Annotated in this window: 10 protein-coding genes; 4 read left to right on the forward strand and 6 right to left on the reverse strand. The window is 72.3% G+C overall.

Features of this window, described 5'->3' with window-relative positions:
* The first annotated feature begins 79 nt into the window (after positions 1–79).
* The 3 genes from I3V78_RS00275 (at position 80) to I3V78_RS00285 (ending at position 4,825) form a co-directional block, all read left to right on the forward strand.
* Positions 80–1,969, forward strand: coding sequence for a S8 family serine peptidase (locus I3V78_RS00275; protein WP_239576233.1), 1,890 nt, complete (start codon positions 80–82; stop codon positions 1,967–1,969).
* A 148-nt stretch (positions 1,970–2,117) separates the two neighbouring features.
* The gene (locus I3V78_RS00280) at positions 2,118–3,413 is read left to right on the forward strand and encodes an MFS transporter (protein WP_204484314.1); all 1,296 of its coding nucleotides are present in this window, start codon (positions 2,118–2,120) and stop codon (positions 3,411–3,413) included.
* Positions 3,410–4,825 carry a cytochrome P450 gene (locus I3V78_RS00285; RefSeq protein ID WP_204484315.1) on the forward strand — a complete coding sequence of 472 codons (1,416 nt, stop codon included), beginning with the start codon at positions 3,410–3,412 and terminating at the stop codon, positions 4,823–4,825. Before I3V78_RS00280 ends, I3V78_RS00285 begins: the two co-directional genes overlap by 4 nt.
* Positions 4,826–4,874: 49 nt before the next feature.
* Here I3V78_RS00285 and I3V78_RS00290 read toward each other — a convergent pair whose 3' ends face one another.
* Complete coding sequence (locus I3V78_RS00290) at positions 4,875–5,783, reverse strand: hypothetical protein (RefSeq protein ID WP_204484316.1); 909 nt, start codon at positions 5,781–5,783, stop codon at positions 4,875–4,877.
* A gap of 792 nt (positions 5,784–6,575) precedes the next feature.
* Between I3V78_RS00290 and I3V78_RS00295 the strand changes: the two genes are divergently transcribed.
* Entirely contained in the window at positions 6,576–9,521 is a 2,946-nt protein-coding gene (locus I3V78_RS00295) for a hybrid sensor histidine kinase/response regulator (RefSeq protein WP_338023432.1), read from the forward strand.
* A gap of 22 nt (positions 9,522–9,543) precedes the next feature.
* On the opposite strand, the gene upp is transcribed toward I3V78_RS00295, so the two are convergent.
* The 5 genes from upp to I3V78_RS00320 all read right to left on the reverse strand — a co-directional run bounded on the left by upp (position 9,544) and on the right by I3V78_RS00320 (position 15,678).
* Positions 9,544–10,182, reverse strand: a complete 639-nt coding sequence (upp, locus tag I3V78_RS00300) for a uracil phosphoribosyltransferase (protein WP_204484318.1) — start codon at positions 10,180–10,182, stop codon at positions 9,544–9,546.
* A gap of 47 nt (positions 10,183–10,229) precedes the next feature.
* Entirely contained in the window at positions 10,230–11,432 is a 1,203-nt protein-coding gene (locus I3V78_RS00305) for a URC4/urg3 family protein (RefSeq protein ID WP_204484319.1), read from the reverse strand.
* The gene (locus tag I3V78_RS00310; RefSeq protein WP_204484320.1) at positions 11,425–12,678 is read right to left on the reverse strand and encodes a GTP cyclohydrolase II; all 1,254 of its coding nucleotides are present in this window, start codon (positions 12,676–12,678) and stop codon (positions 11,425–11,427) included. The genes I3V78_RS00305 and I3V78_RS00310 overlap by 8 nt, the downstream gene beginning before the upstream one ends.
* 72 nt (positions 12,679–12,750) lie before the next feature.
* A complete protein-coding gene (gene mmsA, locus I3V78_RS00315) occupies positions 12,751–14,235 on the reverse strand; it encodes a CoA-acylating methylmalonate-semialdehyde dehydrogenase (protein ID WP_204484321.1) in 1,485 nt (494 codons plus the stop codon).
* 207 nt (positions 14,236–14,442) lie between these two features.
* Complete coding sequence (locus I3V78_RS00320) at positions 14,443–15,678, reverse strand: cytochrome P450 (RefSeq protein WP_204484322.1); 1,236 nt, start codon at positions 15,676–15,678, stop codon at positions 14,443–14,445.
* Positions 15,679–16,212 lie beyond the last annotated feature (534 nt).

The raw sequence follows: 16,212 nt of genomic DNA on the forward strand, positions 1-16,212 counted from the left end.
CTCGCGACAACAGCCAGCAGTCCAGCGAGAAGCCCGCGGCGTCCCGGCCGCGGGCTTTCGCGTTCCCGGGAGTCCACCCTTGAAGAGCCTCCAGACGTTGGGCCTCACCCTCACCGCCGCCCTGCTCGCGGGCTGCGGCAGCGCCGATCCCCTCCCCGCCTCCCCGGCCGCGTCCACGCCCGCCGCGCTCCAGGACGGCGCGTCGGCTGCCATCGTGGGCCCGAGCGCCGCGGGCCAGAGCGCGTGCGCGCAGGCCTACGCGACGCCCGAGGCCCAGGCGGCGCTCACCCAGGCGGTGATGGACCCGAGCCTCACGCCCGACGGCGGCCTCAAGACGCTCATCCTCTCCTTCAATACCCAGCAGGCGGTGGCCCCGGCGCTCAAGCTGCTGGGCAATCCGCTCGGGCTCAACCTGGGCAAGGGCAGTCTCGGCGCCCTGCGCACCCTGCCCATGGTGGTCATCAAGGCGCCGGTGACGCCGACGTTCCTCGCGCTCGTGCGCACCACGCTGCAGCCGCTCGGCCTCTTGTCCATCTACCAGGACCGGCCGCTGCACTCCTTCCTGGACGAGAGCGTGCGCTACATCCAGGCGGACACGGCGCGCACCACCTTCGACGTGACGGGCAAGGGCGTGGGCGTGGGCGTCATCGACTCGGGCGTGGACGGCACGCACGGGGACTTCCCCACCCTGGTGAAGAACGTGAAGGTGGTGGCCTCGCCCTTGGAGCAGGGCGTGGGCGGAGCGCTCTACCTGGACGTGCCCAACAGCGACCTGACGAGCGGCCACGGCACGCACTGCGCGAGCACCATCGCCGGCTCGGGCGCGCGCTCGGGCGGCAAGTACCAGGGCGTGGCGCCCGGGGCGAGCCTGCTCGCGGTGGGCGCGGGCGACGCCATCAGCATCCTCTTCGCGCTGCAGGGCTTCGACTACCTCACCCACCCGGACATCCGCGAGACGTACAACCTGCGCGTCATCTCCAACTCCTGGGGCACGAGCGGCAGCCACTTCGCGCCGTTCGATCCGGTGAGCATCGCCACCAGGCGCGCGTATGACCAGGGCATCGTCGTGGCGTTCGCCGCGGGCAACGACGGCCCGGGCGCCGACACGCTCAACCCCTACAGCGCCTCGCCGTGCGCCCTGTCCGTGGCGGCCGGCGCCGCCAAGGACACCACCGGCGCGAAGAACCCGCTCCTGTCCAAGGGCGTGCCGGGCGCGCTCGCGGACTTCTCCAGCCGCGGCATCCCGGGCGATGCGCTGCACCACCCGGACGTGACGCTGCCGGGCGTGGCCATCGTCGCCGCGCGCGCCACCACGGCCACCATCGCCCACCCCTACACGGGCCTGGACGGCCTGCACCCCGAGCCCTTCTACGCGGCGCTGGATGGCACCTCCATGGCCACCCCGCACGCGGCGGGCGTGGCGGCGCTCATCCTCGAGGCCAACCCCACGCTCAACCTGGACGGCGTGCTGCTGGCCATGACGAGCACGGCCCGGCCCATCCACGCGCCGGGCAAGAGTGAGCCGCTGGCCGAGTGGGAGGCGGGCGCGGGCTACGTGGACGCCTACGCCGCGGTGCGCGCGGCCACGCGGCTGGGCGGCGGCCGCACCACCACCACCACCACGGCGCTGCCCGGCTGGACGGGCCACGTGGACCTGGCGGTGAAGGTGCCGGTGGCGGACGTCACCCTGGCCGAGGCCGAGCACACGCACAGCTTCACCGTGCCCGCGGGCAGCAGCGCCCTGCGGCTGGCCACCACCTGGGGCAACCCCGCGTATGACCTGGACCTCTCCGTGTACGACCCCAGCGGCAAGCTGGTGGGCACGAGCGCCAACGGCACGTCCGTGGCCGAGTCGGTGAGCATCCCCTCGCCCCGCGCGGGCGTGTGGAAGGCCGTGCTCAAGGGCTTCCTCAACGCGCCCACGGACTACACGGGCACGGCCGAGGTGGACACGGTCGTCGCGCGCTAATCATTCACGGCCTTCTCGCGGCACCTCCGCCCACGGCGCCGGGCTCTTGCCCCTCCGGCGCCGTGGGCTTCTTCGTGCCCGGCCGCCTCCCCCGCGAGCGACGGGCGGCGGATGGGCGTCCCCCGGGGGTGGGGTATAGTGCGCGACCATGTTCCTGAAGACGCGTCACTCGGTGGGGCTCACCCTGCTGTTCTGCTATCTCGTGGCCTGGCTGGACCGCATGGCCATCAACATGACCCTGCCGTACATGGCGCAGGAGTTCGGGCTCGGACCGGAGAAGCTCGGCTGGGTGCTCAGCGCCTTCTTCCTGGGCTACGCGCTGTCGCAGGTGCCCGGCGGGCTCATGGCGGACCGGGTCGGTCCCCGGCGCGTCATCCTCGTGGCGCTCGTCTGGTGGTCCTTCTTCACCGCGGCCACGGGCCTGGTGGGGGGCCTCGTGAGCCTGCTCGCGGTGCGCTTCCTCTTCGGCCTGGGTGAGGGCGTGTTCCCCGCCGCGGTGTGGAAGGTCATCGGCCAGTTCTTCTCCAAGAAGGACCGCGGCACCGCCAACGCCATCATCCTGTCCTCGGTGGCGCTCGGGCCCGCCATCTCCATGATGCTGCTGGCGCAGATGCTGCCGGAGCTCGGCTGGCGCAAGAGCTTCCTCGTGCTCGGCGCCGCGGGGGCCCTGTGCGTGCTGGCCGCGTGGTGGAGCGTGGCGGACGCACCCGAGAAGCACCCGCGCATGGCGCGCGAGGAGCTGGAGCAGTTCGAGCGCGACACCCGCTCGGAGGCGGCCAACGCCGAGCAGACGCTCGAGCGCGGCAGCTTCGGGGACCTCCTGCGCTCGCCGGCCATCTGGGTGCTCTTCTTCGTGGCGCTCATCTACAACCTGACCATGTACGGCTGGCTCAACTGGCTGCCCAAGTACCTCATGGAGGTCAAGGGCCTGAGCCTGAGCAAGACGGGGGTGCTCGGCTCGCTGCCCTTCCTGTTCGGCGGCGTGGGCTGCATGCTCGCCGGCTACGTGTCGGACCGGTGGTTCCGCGGTCGGCGCAAGTGGCTGGTGCTGGGCTGCCAGGCGGTGGGCGGCGTGTGCCTCTACCTCTTCACCCGCATCGAGGACCCGGTGCAGTACATGGTGGCCCAGTGCCTCGCGGGCTTCCTCCTGTTCATGGCCGCGGGCGCCATCTGGGCCCTGCCGATGATCCTCGTGCCCACGCGGCTGATGGGGGCCGGCTCGGGCTTCATCAACACGGGCGGACAGATTGGCGGCTTCCTCACCAACATCCTCATCGGCTACGTCATCAAGTGGAGCGACAACAACGCCGCCGCGGGCTTCCAGGTGATGCTGGGCGCGCTGGTGGTGGCCGCGGTGCTCGTGGGCGTGGGCATCCGCGAGCGCCCCGCCGCGCCGCCGGCCCCCTCGCCCGGCCCGCTGTCGCCCGCGGGGGGTGGGGCATGAAGACGACGTCCCCGCCGCCGCTCGCGCCCATGCCCCCGGGCCACTGGCTGCTCGGCCACCTGCGCGAGCGCGAGACGGATCCCCTGGGCCTGTTCCTGCGCGGCCGCGCGCAGTTGGGTGACGTGGTGCGCTTTCGCATGGGGCCGGTGTACGTGGAGACGCTCGCGCACCCGGACCACGTCAAGCACGTGCTCGCCGACGCGAGCGCCCGCTACACCAAGGGCGAGATCTTCGCCAAGACGCGCCCGCTCGTGGGCAATGGCCTGCTCACCGCCGAGGGCGACTTCTGGAAGCGCCAGCGCCGGCTGTCCCAGCCCGCCTTCCACAAGGATCGGCTCGCCGCGCTCGCGGGGGTGATGACCCAGGCGGCCCAGGAGACACTCGCGGGCTGGGAGGCCCCGGTGGCCGCGGGCCAGGCGGTGCCGGTGTTCACCGAGATGATGCGGCTGACGCTCACCGTGGTGGTGCGGGCGCTGTTCGGCGCGGACGTGGGCCAGGAGAGCCTGCGCATCGGCGAGGCCTTCACCCAGGCGCTCGAGGTGACCGACCGGCGCATCATCTCGCCCCTGCCCTACCTGCCGTGGCTCTACCGGCTGCCCACGCGCGACAACCGCCTCTTCCAGCGGGCCATGGACACGCTGCACGCCTCCGTGGACGGGCTCATCGCCCAGCGCCGCGCCCAGGCCCAGAAGAGCGGCGAGGGGCCGGGCACGGATCTGCTCGGCATGCTCATGTCGGCGTGTGACGCGGACACGGGCGATGCCTTCGACGACCTGCAACTGCGCGACGAGGTGATGACGCTCTTGCTCGCGGGCCACGAGACCACGGCCACGTCGCTCGCGTGGACGTTCCACCTGCTGGAGCAGAACCCCGAGCAGGAGGCGCTGCTGCACGAGGAGGTGGACACGGTGCTCGGCGGGCGCGTGCCCACGCTCGAGGACCTGCCGCGGCTGCGCTACACGGGGTGCGTCTTCGAGGAGGCCATGCGGCTCTACCCGCCCATCTGGGCCCTGCCGCGCACGCCCCACGAGGACGACGAGGTGGGGGGCTACCGCATCCCCAAGGGCGACATCGTGCTGCTGGTGCCCTACGTCACCCACCGCCACCCGGACTTCTGGCCGGATCCCGAGCGCTTCGATCCCACGCGCTTCTTCCCGGAGACGAGCCGACAGCGGCCCCGGTGGGCCTACCTGCCGTTCGGCGGTGGCCAGCGCCAGTGCATCGGCAACAACTTCGCGATGATGGAGGCGCAGCTCATCCTCGCCCTGGTGACCCAGCGCTTCCGGCTGCGCGGCGTGCCCGGGGTGCCCGTGGTGCCCGAGCCCCTGCTCACCCTGCGGCCCAAGGGGACGCTGCCCATGCACGTGCACCGGCGGGAGCCCACCCAGGCCGCGCGCGCCTCGTCCGCCTGACACAGGGGGCCGCCCGGAACGGACGTCCGTGCCGCTCCGGGCCCCGGGCTCACGGCGTGCCGCCACCGCAATCCAGGCTGCAGCTGTCCGCCGTGAAGTCCGGACCGGGACGCTCGCCGGGGTCGCACTTGCCATCCCCGCAGTACTTCACGTCCGCGGGGCGGATGCGCGTGGTGATGGGCAGGTACGTCCTGCCGTTGTACGTGCACGACGTGTAGTAGCTCCCGCCGGGCGCCAGCGTGCAGTACTTCTCGCACTGGCCCACGCGCTTGATCTCCAGGCAGGCCGGGTGGCTCACCCTGGCGTCGTTGCCCAGCAGGCCACACGGGCGCAGCGTGCTCTGGGTGGGGTCCAGCGAGCCGCGGTCATTGCCCGCCAGGAGCACCGGGTTGGGCGAGTGCTGCGAGCTGAAGATGTTGCCGAAGAAGCACGACTCCTGCTGCGGGTAGGCCTGGAGCTCCTCGGAGGAGAAGTCGATGCTGTCGCCCGAGGCGTTGACGCCCAGCACGGAGATGGGCACGTGCAGCCCATAGTTGTTCACGTGCGCCAGCAGGCACGCGGAGATGACCTGCTCCTCGGGCTCCGTGGCCGACTTGCCACTGGCCCAGTTGGGCGCCAGGCCCAGGGAGCCCACCCACGTGTGGACCCGGCCGGTGTCCGGGTTGCGGAAGACGTGCGTCTGGCCCGCGGGCGCCGCGCACCGCACCATGTAGCTCATCAGCGCATCGTGTCCCGTGACGTTGCCGTTGAACCAGTCGGCGAACGCCACCGACCCGAGCCCGTTGAGCGACAAACCATTGAGCGACAAGCCATTGAGCGACAGGCCGTTGAGCGACAGCCCGTTGTCCTCCTGCTGCGCCTGGCGCTGCAAGGCCGGCGTCATCACCTCGTCCAGGGAGGACTCCAGCGAGGGATCCACGCCACACCCCACCGCACCGCTCAAAGACAGCAACGACATCAGACTCCACACCACCATGTTTGACCCCGCCCCACGCCCGGACATCTCGCTCCACAGACCCTTGAATGACGTGAAACCCATGGCGCTACCTCCGGCTCTCGGCCACCTGGGTCTCACCAGGGCCGTGAAACCAGAATGCGGATGCACGGTCTTCCCTGCATCCACGGAAACTCCAGAAAAGCCTTGGCGGTGGAAGGCCAGACATCCCACGCGTGGGGCGTTGGACGTTCCCGAGGGAGCGCGTTGAGTGTTGAACGCGCTGTTCACACCCCCACACGTCTCCCGACAGGACATGTCTGGAGTTAGGGGAAAGTGGTTGTCAGGAATGCGGCCACCCGAGACGGTGTCAGACAGGGCGCGCGGCGCGCTCACATGCCTCGTGGGGAGCGTCACGGGACGGGCGCGCGCGAATAGCGAGACGCATGCCGATGCCACACACCGCGACCCGTTCACCCAGAAAGCACTCATCCCACCCACCCCTCGCCCACCGCGCGCTCCAGGTAGGCATGCGGCCTGGCGAACGCCAGGGGCGGGCGTGGAAAACCTCCCGCCGCCCGATACAGACAGTGAGAGGAATACCTCCGGGAGTATGCGTGTCCTGTCTGCGATAGGGGCCGTTGCAATGCCTGTGCACGCCGGGTCCGCGCGCGCTCACGCCCGGCGCGACGAGAATGTTGATTCTCCGACTTGCGGAATCCGCCGCGCCCCCCCACCTTGGCGGCTTCGATGCGGTCCCCCGGAAAGGCCTCGGGCGCACCCCCGCGCCCGCCGCATCGACAGGGAGAGCAGGTCGTGAGTGAGCAGGAGCGGGTGTTCGTCGGCGGAGGCGAGCTGGGGGCGCTCATGCGCGCCCTGGACTGGCGAGAGACCGCGCTGGGGCCCGTCGAGCACTGGCCCGCGGCCCTGCGCATCGGGGTGAGCACCCTGCTCGCCTCGCCGCAGCCCATGGGGCTCTACTGGGGGCCGGAGCTCATCCACCTCTATAACGACGCCTACCGCCCCCTCATCGGGGACAAGCACCCCGCCCTCGGACGGCCCTCGCGCGAGGTCTTCCAGGAGTTCTGGGACCTGGTCGGCCCCATGCTCGCCCGCGTGCGCGAGACGATGCACGCATGCTCGGTGGAGAACCAGCGCGTGCTGCTCGACCGGCGCGGCTTCCTGGAGGAGTGCTTCTACACCTGGTCCTATGTTCCCACGCGGGACGAGCGGGGGGACTTCGCGGGCATCGTCGTCACCGGAGGGGAGACGACGCGCCAGGTGCTCGGCGAGCGGCGCTTCACCGCCATCCGCGAGCTGTCCATCCACACCGCGCGCGACACCACCCCGGACGCCGTCTTCCAGTCGGTGGAGCGGGCGCTCGCCCCCCACGGCCCCACGGACCTGCCCTTCGTGCTGCTCTACCGCGTGGAGCAGGAGCGGGCGGCGCTGCGCGTGTGCACGGGGCTCGGGCGGGGAGACGCCCAGGCCCCCGCGCACGTCGCCCTCGCGGACCCGGCGCCGGTCTGGCCCCTGGCGGAAGTACTCGCCTCGGGCCAGGAGCGGCTCGTGGAGGCGCCGCCGGGACGGGCGGCGGGGCCGGAGGGCGCCACCCGCGCCCTGCTCCTGCCGCTGAGCCTGGGCGGCGAGGCGGGGCGCGAGACCGGGGTGCTCTTCACCGCGGTGCTCGTGGTGGGCCTCAGCCCCCGGCTGCCCCTGGACGCGTCCTACCGGGACTTCCTGAGCCTGCTCGCCCGGCAGGTGGCGGCGGACGTGGCGCGCGCCCGGGCCTCGCAGGAGGAGCGGCTGCGGCTGGAGCGGCTCGCGGAGCTGGATCGCGCCAAGACGGCCTTCTTCAGCAACATCAGCCACGAGTTCCGCACCCCGCTCACGCTGATGCTGGGCCCCGTGGAGGACGCGCTCGCCGATCCCGACACGCCGCTGCCACTCGTGCACCGCGAGCGCCTGGCGCTCGTGCACCGCAACGGCCTGCGGCTCTTCAAGCTCGTCAACAGCCTGCTCGGCTTCGCGCGGATGGAGGCGGGCCGGGCCACGCTCCACCCCCAGGCCACGGACCTCGCCGCCTTCACCGCGGAGCTGGTGAGCCACTTCGAGTCGGCCTTCCAGCGCGCGGGGCTCACCCTGGGCACGCACCTGCCGCCGCTCACCGGGCCCGTCTGGGTGGATCCCGCGGCCTGGGAGACGATCGTCTTCAACCTGCTGTCCAACGCGCTCAAGTACACCCTCGAGGGCGGCGTCACGGTGCGCCTCGTCCAGGAGGGCGCCGAGGCCGTGCTCACCGTGCGCGACACCGGCGCGGGCATCCCCCCGAGCGCCCTGTCCCGCGTCTTCGAGCGCTTCCAGCGGGTGGAGGGCACGCGCGCGCGCAGCGACGAGGGCAGCGGCATTGGCCTGTTCCTCGTGCACGAGCTGACGCGGCTGCAGGGCGGGAGCGTCACCGCGAGCAGCGGCGAGGGCCTGGGCACCACCTTCACCGTGCGCCTGCCGTTCGGCACCGCCCCCCAGACACAGGAGCAGCGGGAGGCGGGCCGGGACGCCGCCCCGGTGGCCCCGGCCGTCACGCCCTACCTGGAGGAGATCCAGGGCTGGCTCGCCCCGACGCCCCCGCTCCCGCCGCCCGCCGGGTCCACGCCCCGGGCCCGGGTACTGGTGGTGGACGACAACGCGGACATGCGCGCCTACCTCGCTGGCATCCTCCGGGCCTCCTTCGAGGTGAGCCTCGCGGAGGACGGCGCGCGGGCGCTGGAGGTGGCGCGCCAAGAGCCCCCCGCGCTCATCCTCTCGGACGTGATGATGCCGCGGCTGGGCGGCTTCGGCCTCTTGCGCGCGGTGCGCGCCACGCCCGAGCTGCAGGCCGTGCCCTTCCTCCTCTTGTCCGCGCGCGCGGGCGAGGAGGCCTCGGTGGAGGGCCTGGAGGCCGGGGCGGACGACTACATGGTCAAGCCCTTCGGCGCGCGCGAGCTGCTGGCGCGGGTGCGCGCCCACCTGGACCTGGCGCGGCTGCGGCGCGAGGTGAGCCTGGCCGAGGGCCGCGAGGCCACCCTGCGCGAGGCCGTGCACGCCCGGGACGACTTCCTGTCCGTGGCGAGCCACGAGCTCAAGACGCCCCTGGCCGCGCTGCGCCTGCAGCTCGAGACGCTCGAGCGCATGCTGCCCGCGGAGGTGCGCGTCCACGCGGGCGAGCGCATCTTCTCGGTGCGCCGGCAGATCCAACGGCTCGCGAGCCTCATCGAGACGATGCTGGACGTGTCGCTGGTGGCCTCGGGGCGGCTGCGCATCAAACGCCAGCCGGTGGACCTGGCGGTGCTCGTGGCGGACAGCGTGGCGCAGGTGCGCGAGGAGATGGCGCGGCACGACTGCGCGCTCACCTTCGAGTCGGAGGCGAGCCTGCCCGGGGAGCTGGACGCGCTGCGCGTGGGCCAGCTCGTGCAGAACCTCCTGTCCAACGCGGCCCGCTACGGCACGGGTCGGCCCGTGCTGGTGCGCCTGGGCCGCATGGACGGCCGGGCCCGCCTGGAGGTGGTGGACCACGGCATCGGCGTGAAGCCCGAGGATCGCGAGCGCATCTTCCACCGCTTCGAGCGCGCGGTGTCCGTGCGCCACTACGGAGGGCTCGGGCTCGGGCTGTGGGTGTCACGGCAGGTGGTGGAGGCCCACGGCGGCAGCATCACCGTGTCCGACACGCCCGGCGGCGGCGCCACCCTCACCGTGGAGCTGCCCCTGCACACCGCGGAGGCGTGAGGGGCGGCGTCCCCGTCGCGGCTCAGCGCGTGCCGAAGAGCCGGTCGCCCGCGTCGCCCAGGCCCGGGATGATGTAGCCGTGCTCGTCGAGCTTCTCGTCCACCGCGGCGGTGATGACGTGCACGTCCGGGTGGTGCTCGCGCAGGTTGGCCAGGCCCTCGGGACAGGCCAACAGGCACATGAAGCGCAGGCTGCCCGGCTTGCTCTTCTTGATGCGGTTGAGCGCCGCCACCGCCGAGTTGCCCGTGGCGAGCATGGGGTCGCACACGATGACGTCGCGGTCCGCCAGCTGGTTGGGCACCTTGTAGTAGTACTCCACCGCCAGGAGCGTCTTGGGGTCGCGGTACAGGCCGATGTGGCCGATGCGCGCGCTGGGCACCAGCTGCAGCATGCCGTCGAGGATGCCCTGGCCGGCGCGCAGGATGCCCACCAGCACCAGCTTCTTGCCCTCGAGCACCGGGGCGTCCATGCGCGCCAGCGGCGTCTCGATGGACTCGTCGGTGAGCTTGAGGTCGCGCGTCGCCTCGTAGCCGAGCAGCAGGGAGATCTCCTGCAGGAGCGCGCGGAACTCGGCCGTGCTCGTGTCCTTGCGCCGCATCTGCGTCAGCTTGTGCTTCACCAGTGGATGGTCCACCACGGTGCAGTTGTCCGCGTACTTCATGTCACCCTCCCAGTCCTGTCGTGGTTGAAAAACGTCGGGGTTGAAACTCAGAACACCGTGCCGTCGCTGTCGATCCGGATGGGCGGGGGGCCCCCGGAACGCTTCTGCGCGGCGATCTTCCGCCCCGCGCTCCAGGTGCCGCCTTGCAGCACCTTGGCCAGGGGCAATTGCGCGGACGTCATGCCCAGACGCTCGCGCACGCGCTTGCCCAGCTCGTCCAGGAGCGCCACCGTGAGCGCGCGCCACTCGACGATGGGCTCCTCGCCCGGCGTGAACACGTCCTGGAGCAGCCGCGCCTCGCGGGGCACGAGCAGCCCGGTGTCCACGAGCAGCCCGCCGTTGCGGTACTCGGGCAGCCCGGTGAGCGCGTCCAGCGCCGTCACCGTGATGCCACCTTCCTCCAGGGGCTCGAGCAGCGAGTACGTGAGCCACTGCGACAACTTGTGGAAGGGCACGAGCGAGTCCGGATGGTCCGTGGCGCCCAGCGCCGAGTGCGGCCACACGTCTCCCAGGTTCACCCCGTCCAGGGTGATGCGCCCCGGCCAGATGGGCCCCAGCGACTCGAGCACCTGGCCGAGCACCTCCGTGGCCGTCACCTGGCGGCCCGCGCCGCCCAGCAGGTCATAGAGCGCGCCCGGGCGCGGCAGCACGCGCCCGAGGCCGTGCAGCAGCTCCAGTCGGCCCTCCAGGCCCGCGAGCGGGTTCGTCGCCGTGACCTGGAAGCCCTCGGCGAGCGCGTCGCGGCTCAGGCGCCGCAGGCCCTCGGCGTCCGCCTGGAGCGGCCGCGCGGGGTCCGAGGAGAACGCGCCCGCGAGGAACATGTGGAAGCTGGCCACGGCCAGGCCCTCGGAGCGCGCGAAGGTGCCGCCGCTGCCCGGCTCCACGTACTTCCAGGAGGGGCCGCTGCCCGCGTCCAGGAGCACGCTGGTGATGACCAGGTCCAGCTTGGCGCGGGCGCGCTCGGCGGGGGTGAGCCCCGCGAGCCGCGAGTCCAGGAGGGCGTTGCGCTGGACACCGCCCACGTCGAAGTGGCCCCAGCGGCTGTGCACCGGGATGTCGAGCGTGGGGTAGGCCTCGCGCGTGACGTCCAGCACGAAGTCCGCCACGCCCGGCAGCCGGGCCATGTCCACGCGGAAGTGGGCCAGCCGGTCGGCGAGCCCCAGCTCCAGGAGCGCATGGCAGCGCTCGCGGATGGCGCGCGGGCTGCGCAGATGGGTGACCGTGGGCGAGGTGGGAACGGTGTCAGGCATCCAGCGCCCTGCCCTTCACGTCCTGCAATTCCGTCTCGGAGGCCACCTTGCCGGTGGTGAAGTAGCCGGCGGCCTTCTTGGCCTCCATCTCCACCTTGGCGTCCGCGGGGACGAGCTCCTCCGGGATGGGCACGCGCTCGAGGATCTCGATGCCCGACTTCACGATGGCGTCGTGCTTCATGTCGCTCATGGACACGAAGCGGTGGATGCGGGTGATGCCCATCCAGTGCAGCGCGTCCGGCATCAGCTCCTGGAAGCGCATGTCCTGCACGCCCGCCACGCACTCGGTGCGGTGGAAGTAGGTGGCCGCCGAGTCGCCGCCCTCCTGGCGCTTTCTCGCGTTGTACACGAGGAACTTGGTCACCTCGCCGAGCGCCCGGCCCTCCTTGCGCGAGTAGACGATGACGCCCGCGCCGCCCTCCTGCGCCGTCTGGATGCACACCTCGATGCCGTGGGTGAGGTAGGGCCGACAGGTGCAGATGTCGCTGCCGAACACGTCCGAGCCGTTGCACTCGTCATGCACGCGCACGGCCAGCGGGATGTCCGGGTTGGAGATGGTGTCCATGTCCCCGAAGAAATAGACCGTCTGGCCACCGATGGGCGGCAGGAAGACGTCCAGGTCCGAGCGGGTGATGAGCTCGGGGAACATGCCGCCCGTCTGCTCGAAGAGGCCGCGGCGCAGCGCCGCCTCGGTGAGGCCGAAGCGCCGGGCGATGCCGGGCAGGTACCACACGGGCTCGAGCGCCGCCTTCACCACCGTCACGTCCCCGTTGGCGCAGAGGATCTTCCCGTCCGGCTTGAGCCGGCCCGCGGTGATGGCGTCGCGCAGCTCGGGCATGTTGATGTGCGCCCGGGTGATGGCGATGGAGGGCCGGATGTCCAGGCCCTGCTTGAGGTAGGTGCCGAACACCTGCGGGGCCACCGCGCCCCACGGATCCAGGGACACGATGCGGTCCGGGTTCCCCCAGGCCTTGTGGGGGCCGATCTGCACGGCGGGCGCGGTGTTGGTGAGGTCCGCGCGATGGTCCTGGGTGAGCTGGCCCGCGGCCACGGCCACGGCGCGGTAGATGGCGTAGGAGCCCGAGTGCGTGCCCACCACGTTGCGGTGCGCGGGCTCGGTGAGCGTGGCCACCACGGGGCCGCGCAGCATGGGGTCGGACTCGCCCCAACGGATGGGGAGCACCTGGGCGTCGCTGTCCGGGTGCGAGGTGAGACGAATGGCGTTGGTGTTCTTCTTGTCGGGCATGACGCCCTCCTTGCGAATGCTCGGGAAGTCTTGGGGGGAAGGGGAGAAGCGGGGGGAAGCGGCGCGGCGGGGTCAGCTCATCCAGCTGCCGTCGGTGCGGCCGCCCCACTTGCGGGTGACCTTCTTGAGGTCCGTCCAGAAGCCCAGGCTCGCCACGCCGGTGATGTCCCCGTGGCCGAACTTGGACTCCCCCACCCCACCGAAGGAGAAGGGCTCGCGGGGCACGGGCACGCCCACGTTGACGCCCACCATGCCCACGCGCGCGCCCTCCACCACCGCCTGCGCCACGGCGCCGTTGGTGGTGAAGATGGAGGCGGCGTTGCCGTAGGGCGAGGCGTTCTCCACCTCCAGCGCGGCCGACAGCGTGGGCACGCGCACGATGGCCAGCACCGGGCCGAACAGCTCGCGCTGCGCGGCCTCCATGTCCGGCCGCACGCCGTCGATCACCGTGGGCCCGAGCCAGTGGCCATTCGCCCAGCGCTCGCCCGCGGGCGTCTTGCCCCGGCCATCCAGCACCACCCGCGCCCCGGCCCGCTCCGCCGCGGCGATGGCCGTCTCCAGGCGCGTGAGGCTCGCCCGATCGATGAGCGCGCCCATGCCGGGGCCGCACTCCAGGCGGCCCGCGCGCTCGAGCACCTGGTCGAGGATGGGCTGCACGTCCCCCACCGCGAGCAGCACGCTGGCGGCCATGCAGCGCTGGCCCGCGCACCCGGTGAAGGAGTCCACCACGGACTGGGCGGTGAGGCCCGGCTCGGCGTCCGGCACGACGATGAGGTGGTTCTTCGCGCCCCCGAGCGCCAGCACGCGCTTGCCCCGCGCGCTGCCCTCGGCGTACACGCGCCGCGCCACCGCGGACGAGCCCACGAAGCCCACCGCGCGCACCTCCGGGTGGGCGAGAATCGCCTCCACCGCCTCGCGCCCGCCGTGCACCACGGAGAAGACGCCGGGCGGCACCCCCGCCTCCTGGAGCAGCTCCCCCAGGGCACACGCCGTGAGCGGCACCTTCTCCGAGGGCTTGAGGATGAAGGCGTTGCCCACCGTGAGCGCGGTGGGGATCATCCACAGGGGCACCATGGCGGGGAAGTTGAACGGGGTGATGCCGGCCACCACGCCCAGGGGCTCGCGGCGGAACTCGCAGCTCACGCCCCGGCTCACCTCCAGCGCGCCGCCGGTGTCCAGGTTCTGCAGGGACAGGGCGAAGTCACACACCTCCATGCCCTTGAGCAGACCCGCGCGCGCCTCTGCCACCGTCTTGCCGGCCTCGCTCGCGGCCAGGTTCGCCAGCCGATCCAGGTGCTGCTCGAGCAGCGCCCGGAAGCGCGCCATGATGGCGGTGCGCTCGCGCAGGGACACCGCGCGCCAGCCCACGCTCGCCACGCGCGCGGCCTCCACCGCCTGGGCCACACCGGCCTCGGAGGTCATCGGCACCCGGCCGATGACGCCGCCGGTGTAGGGGCTGCGCACCTCGAGCAGCGGCGCGCCGGGCGGCAAGAGCCACTCGCCTCCCACGAGGTTGCGGCAGGTGATGGGGCTCTCGGGCAATTGAACGAAGGACACGCACTTCCCCCACGGAGAATGGACGGCGACGTCGGTGAAAGCCTAGCAGGTGGGCCGGACAAACCCGCAATCCGGGGGCACCGCGGGGCAAGAGAAGACGGTATGCTACCCGACACCCTCCTGGCATGGCGGGAGGCGTCAAAGTCGGGTGGGCCGCTCCCTCCCTCAGTCACCGGGCGCGCGCGCGCGTGGGGGCGCGGGAGCGTGTCACCAGCGCACGGGCAGCGACTCGAAGCCCCGCGCGTGCAGGCCCTGGCTCTTGAGCCGCGAGCAGCGCTCCTCGTCCAGCCGGGCCTGGGGCAGCTCCTCCAGCATCCCCTCGAGCAGCGCCCGGAGCGTGTGCTTCACCAGCCCCGCGTCCAGCCGGTGGTGCATCCCGAAGCCCAGGCTCAGGTGCTTCTGCAGGAAGGGGTCCCGATCGATGAGGAACTGGTCGGGATCCGGGAACACGCTGGCGTCGCGGTTGGCCGCGGAGATGCACAGCATCACCCCATCGCCCTCGCGCACGGTGCGCCCGCGCAGGCTGAACGTCTGGCGCGCGGTGCGGTGCAGCACGGGCACCGCGGGGCTCAGCCGCAGCATCTCCTCCAGCGCGCCCGTCATGAGCGCGGGCTGCGCGCGCAGCGCCGGGGCCCGGTCGGGCTGGGACAGCAATTCGTGCAAGCCATTGCCGAGCTGATCCGCGAAGGACGCCAGGCCCGAGACGAGCAGCAGCGCGACGGTGGCCACGCGCGGCTCGGGGTTGGGGGTGCCCGGCACGTGGGCGCGCAGCATGTGGCTGAGCAGGTCCGCCCCGGGGGACTGGCGCCGCGCGGCGAGCAGCGGCCCGAGATAGTCGAGGAACTCGCGGGTGGCGAGCAGGGCGCGGCGGGCCAGGGCGCCCGCGTCGAGCCCCGTCACGGGCGACTGGACCTCGGCGATGGCGCGCGTCCAGGCCAGGAAGCCCTCCCGGTGGGGGGCGGGCAGGTCCATCAACTCGGCGAGCACGAGCCCCGGCAGCACCCCCGTCACCGCCCGCACCGCGTCCATGCGTCCCTGGCCGCGCACCCGCGAGAGCAGCAACCCCACCTGGCGCCGCAGGGCGGGCCGGAAGGACTCGAGCGCCTCGGGCGAGAAGCCGGGCGCGGCCTGCCGCCGCAGCGCCATCCACTCCCGGCTGCCCTCCGCGCGCCCCGAGGCGCCCTTGCGGAAGGCCTGGAGCAGCTCCTCGCCCGGCCCCTGCAACGGCGCCTCGTGGAAGTCCACGCGCGCGGCCCCCAGCCGCTCATCCCGCAGGCCGTCCCGCACGTCCGCGTGGCTCAGGAAGACCCAGGCCCCCAGCGCGTCCGACCAGCGAGGCCCCTCGTCCGCGCCCCCCTCCGCCTGGGCACCCGTCGTCTCCGCGGAGAGACCCATCGGGAAGCCGGGAACGGCGAGGGAGAGCTTGCGGGCGGCGCTCGACATGGCGGTCCTCTTTTCTCGGGCTGCGAAAATTTAGAAAGATTGCTTGCTATTCCGGATGTTCTCGGATTCTGCGTTCCACCTTTGCAGACCTCGGGCCAGCGGCGCGGCGGCGTCGGACACGCACCCCCGCTGCAAAAGACGGCGTGGGGCTGGAAAGCAGCCCCCCAAAAGTGCCGGGTGATGGACCTTTGTCGCCGCCATCCTGAACCGCGGGCGGAGTACGCCACGACCCAGGGGGTCCCCTTGAACCACCTCGGTCCCCCTCGGACGAAGGACATGTCGGGTAGCGCGCAGCACCGTGGGTGTCCTGTCCGGCTTGCGGTGAGGCGGCCGGGTGCGCAGGGCGGGTGTCATGGGGCCCCGGAGTGCCAGAACCAGGGGGTGGGCGCGGGAGGTCCCGCGCGACCCGGCCCCCGGAGGACCCCTGACAGTGCGCGGGGGGACAGGACGTGGGGGGTGGGAGCCTGGGGGGAAGGGTGTCAGGGGGGGCGGGCATCATGGACGCCGCCGCTGGCTCCCCTGGGCTGGCCGTCC

This window comes from Archangium primigenium, assembly GCF_016904885.1.
Classification (GTDB): domain Bacteria; phylum Myxococcota; class Myxococcia; order Myxococcales; family Myxococcaceae; genus Cystobacter; species Cystobacter primigenius.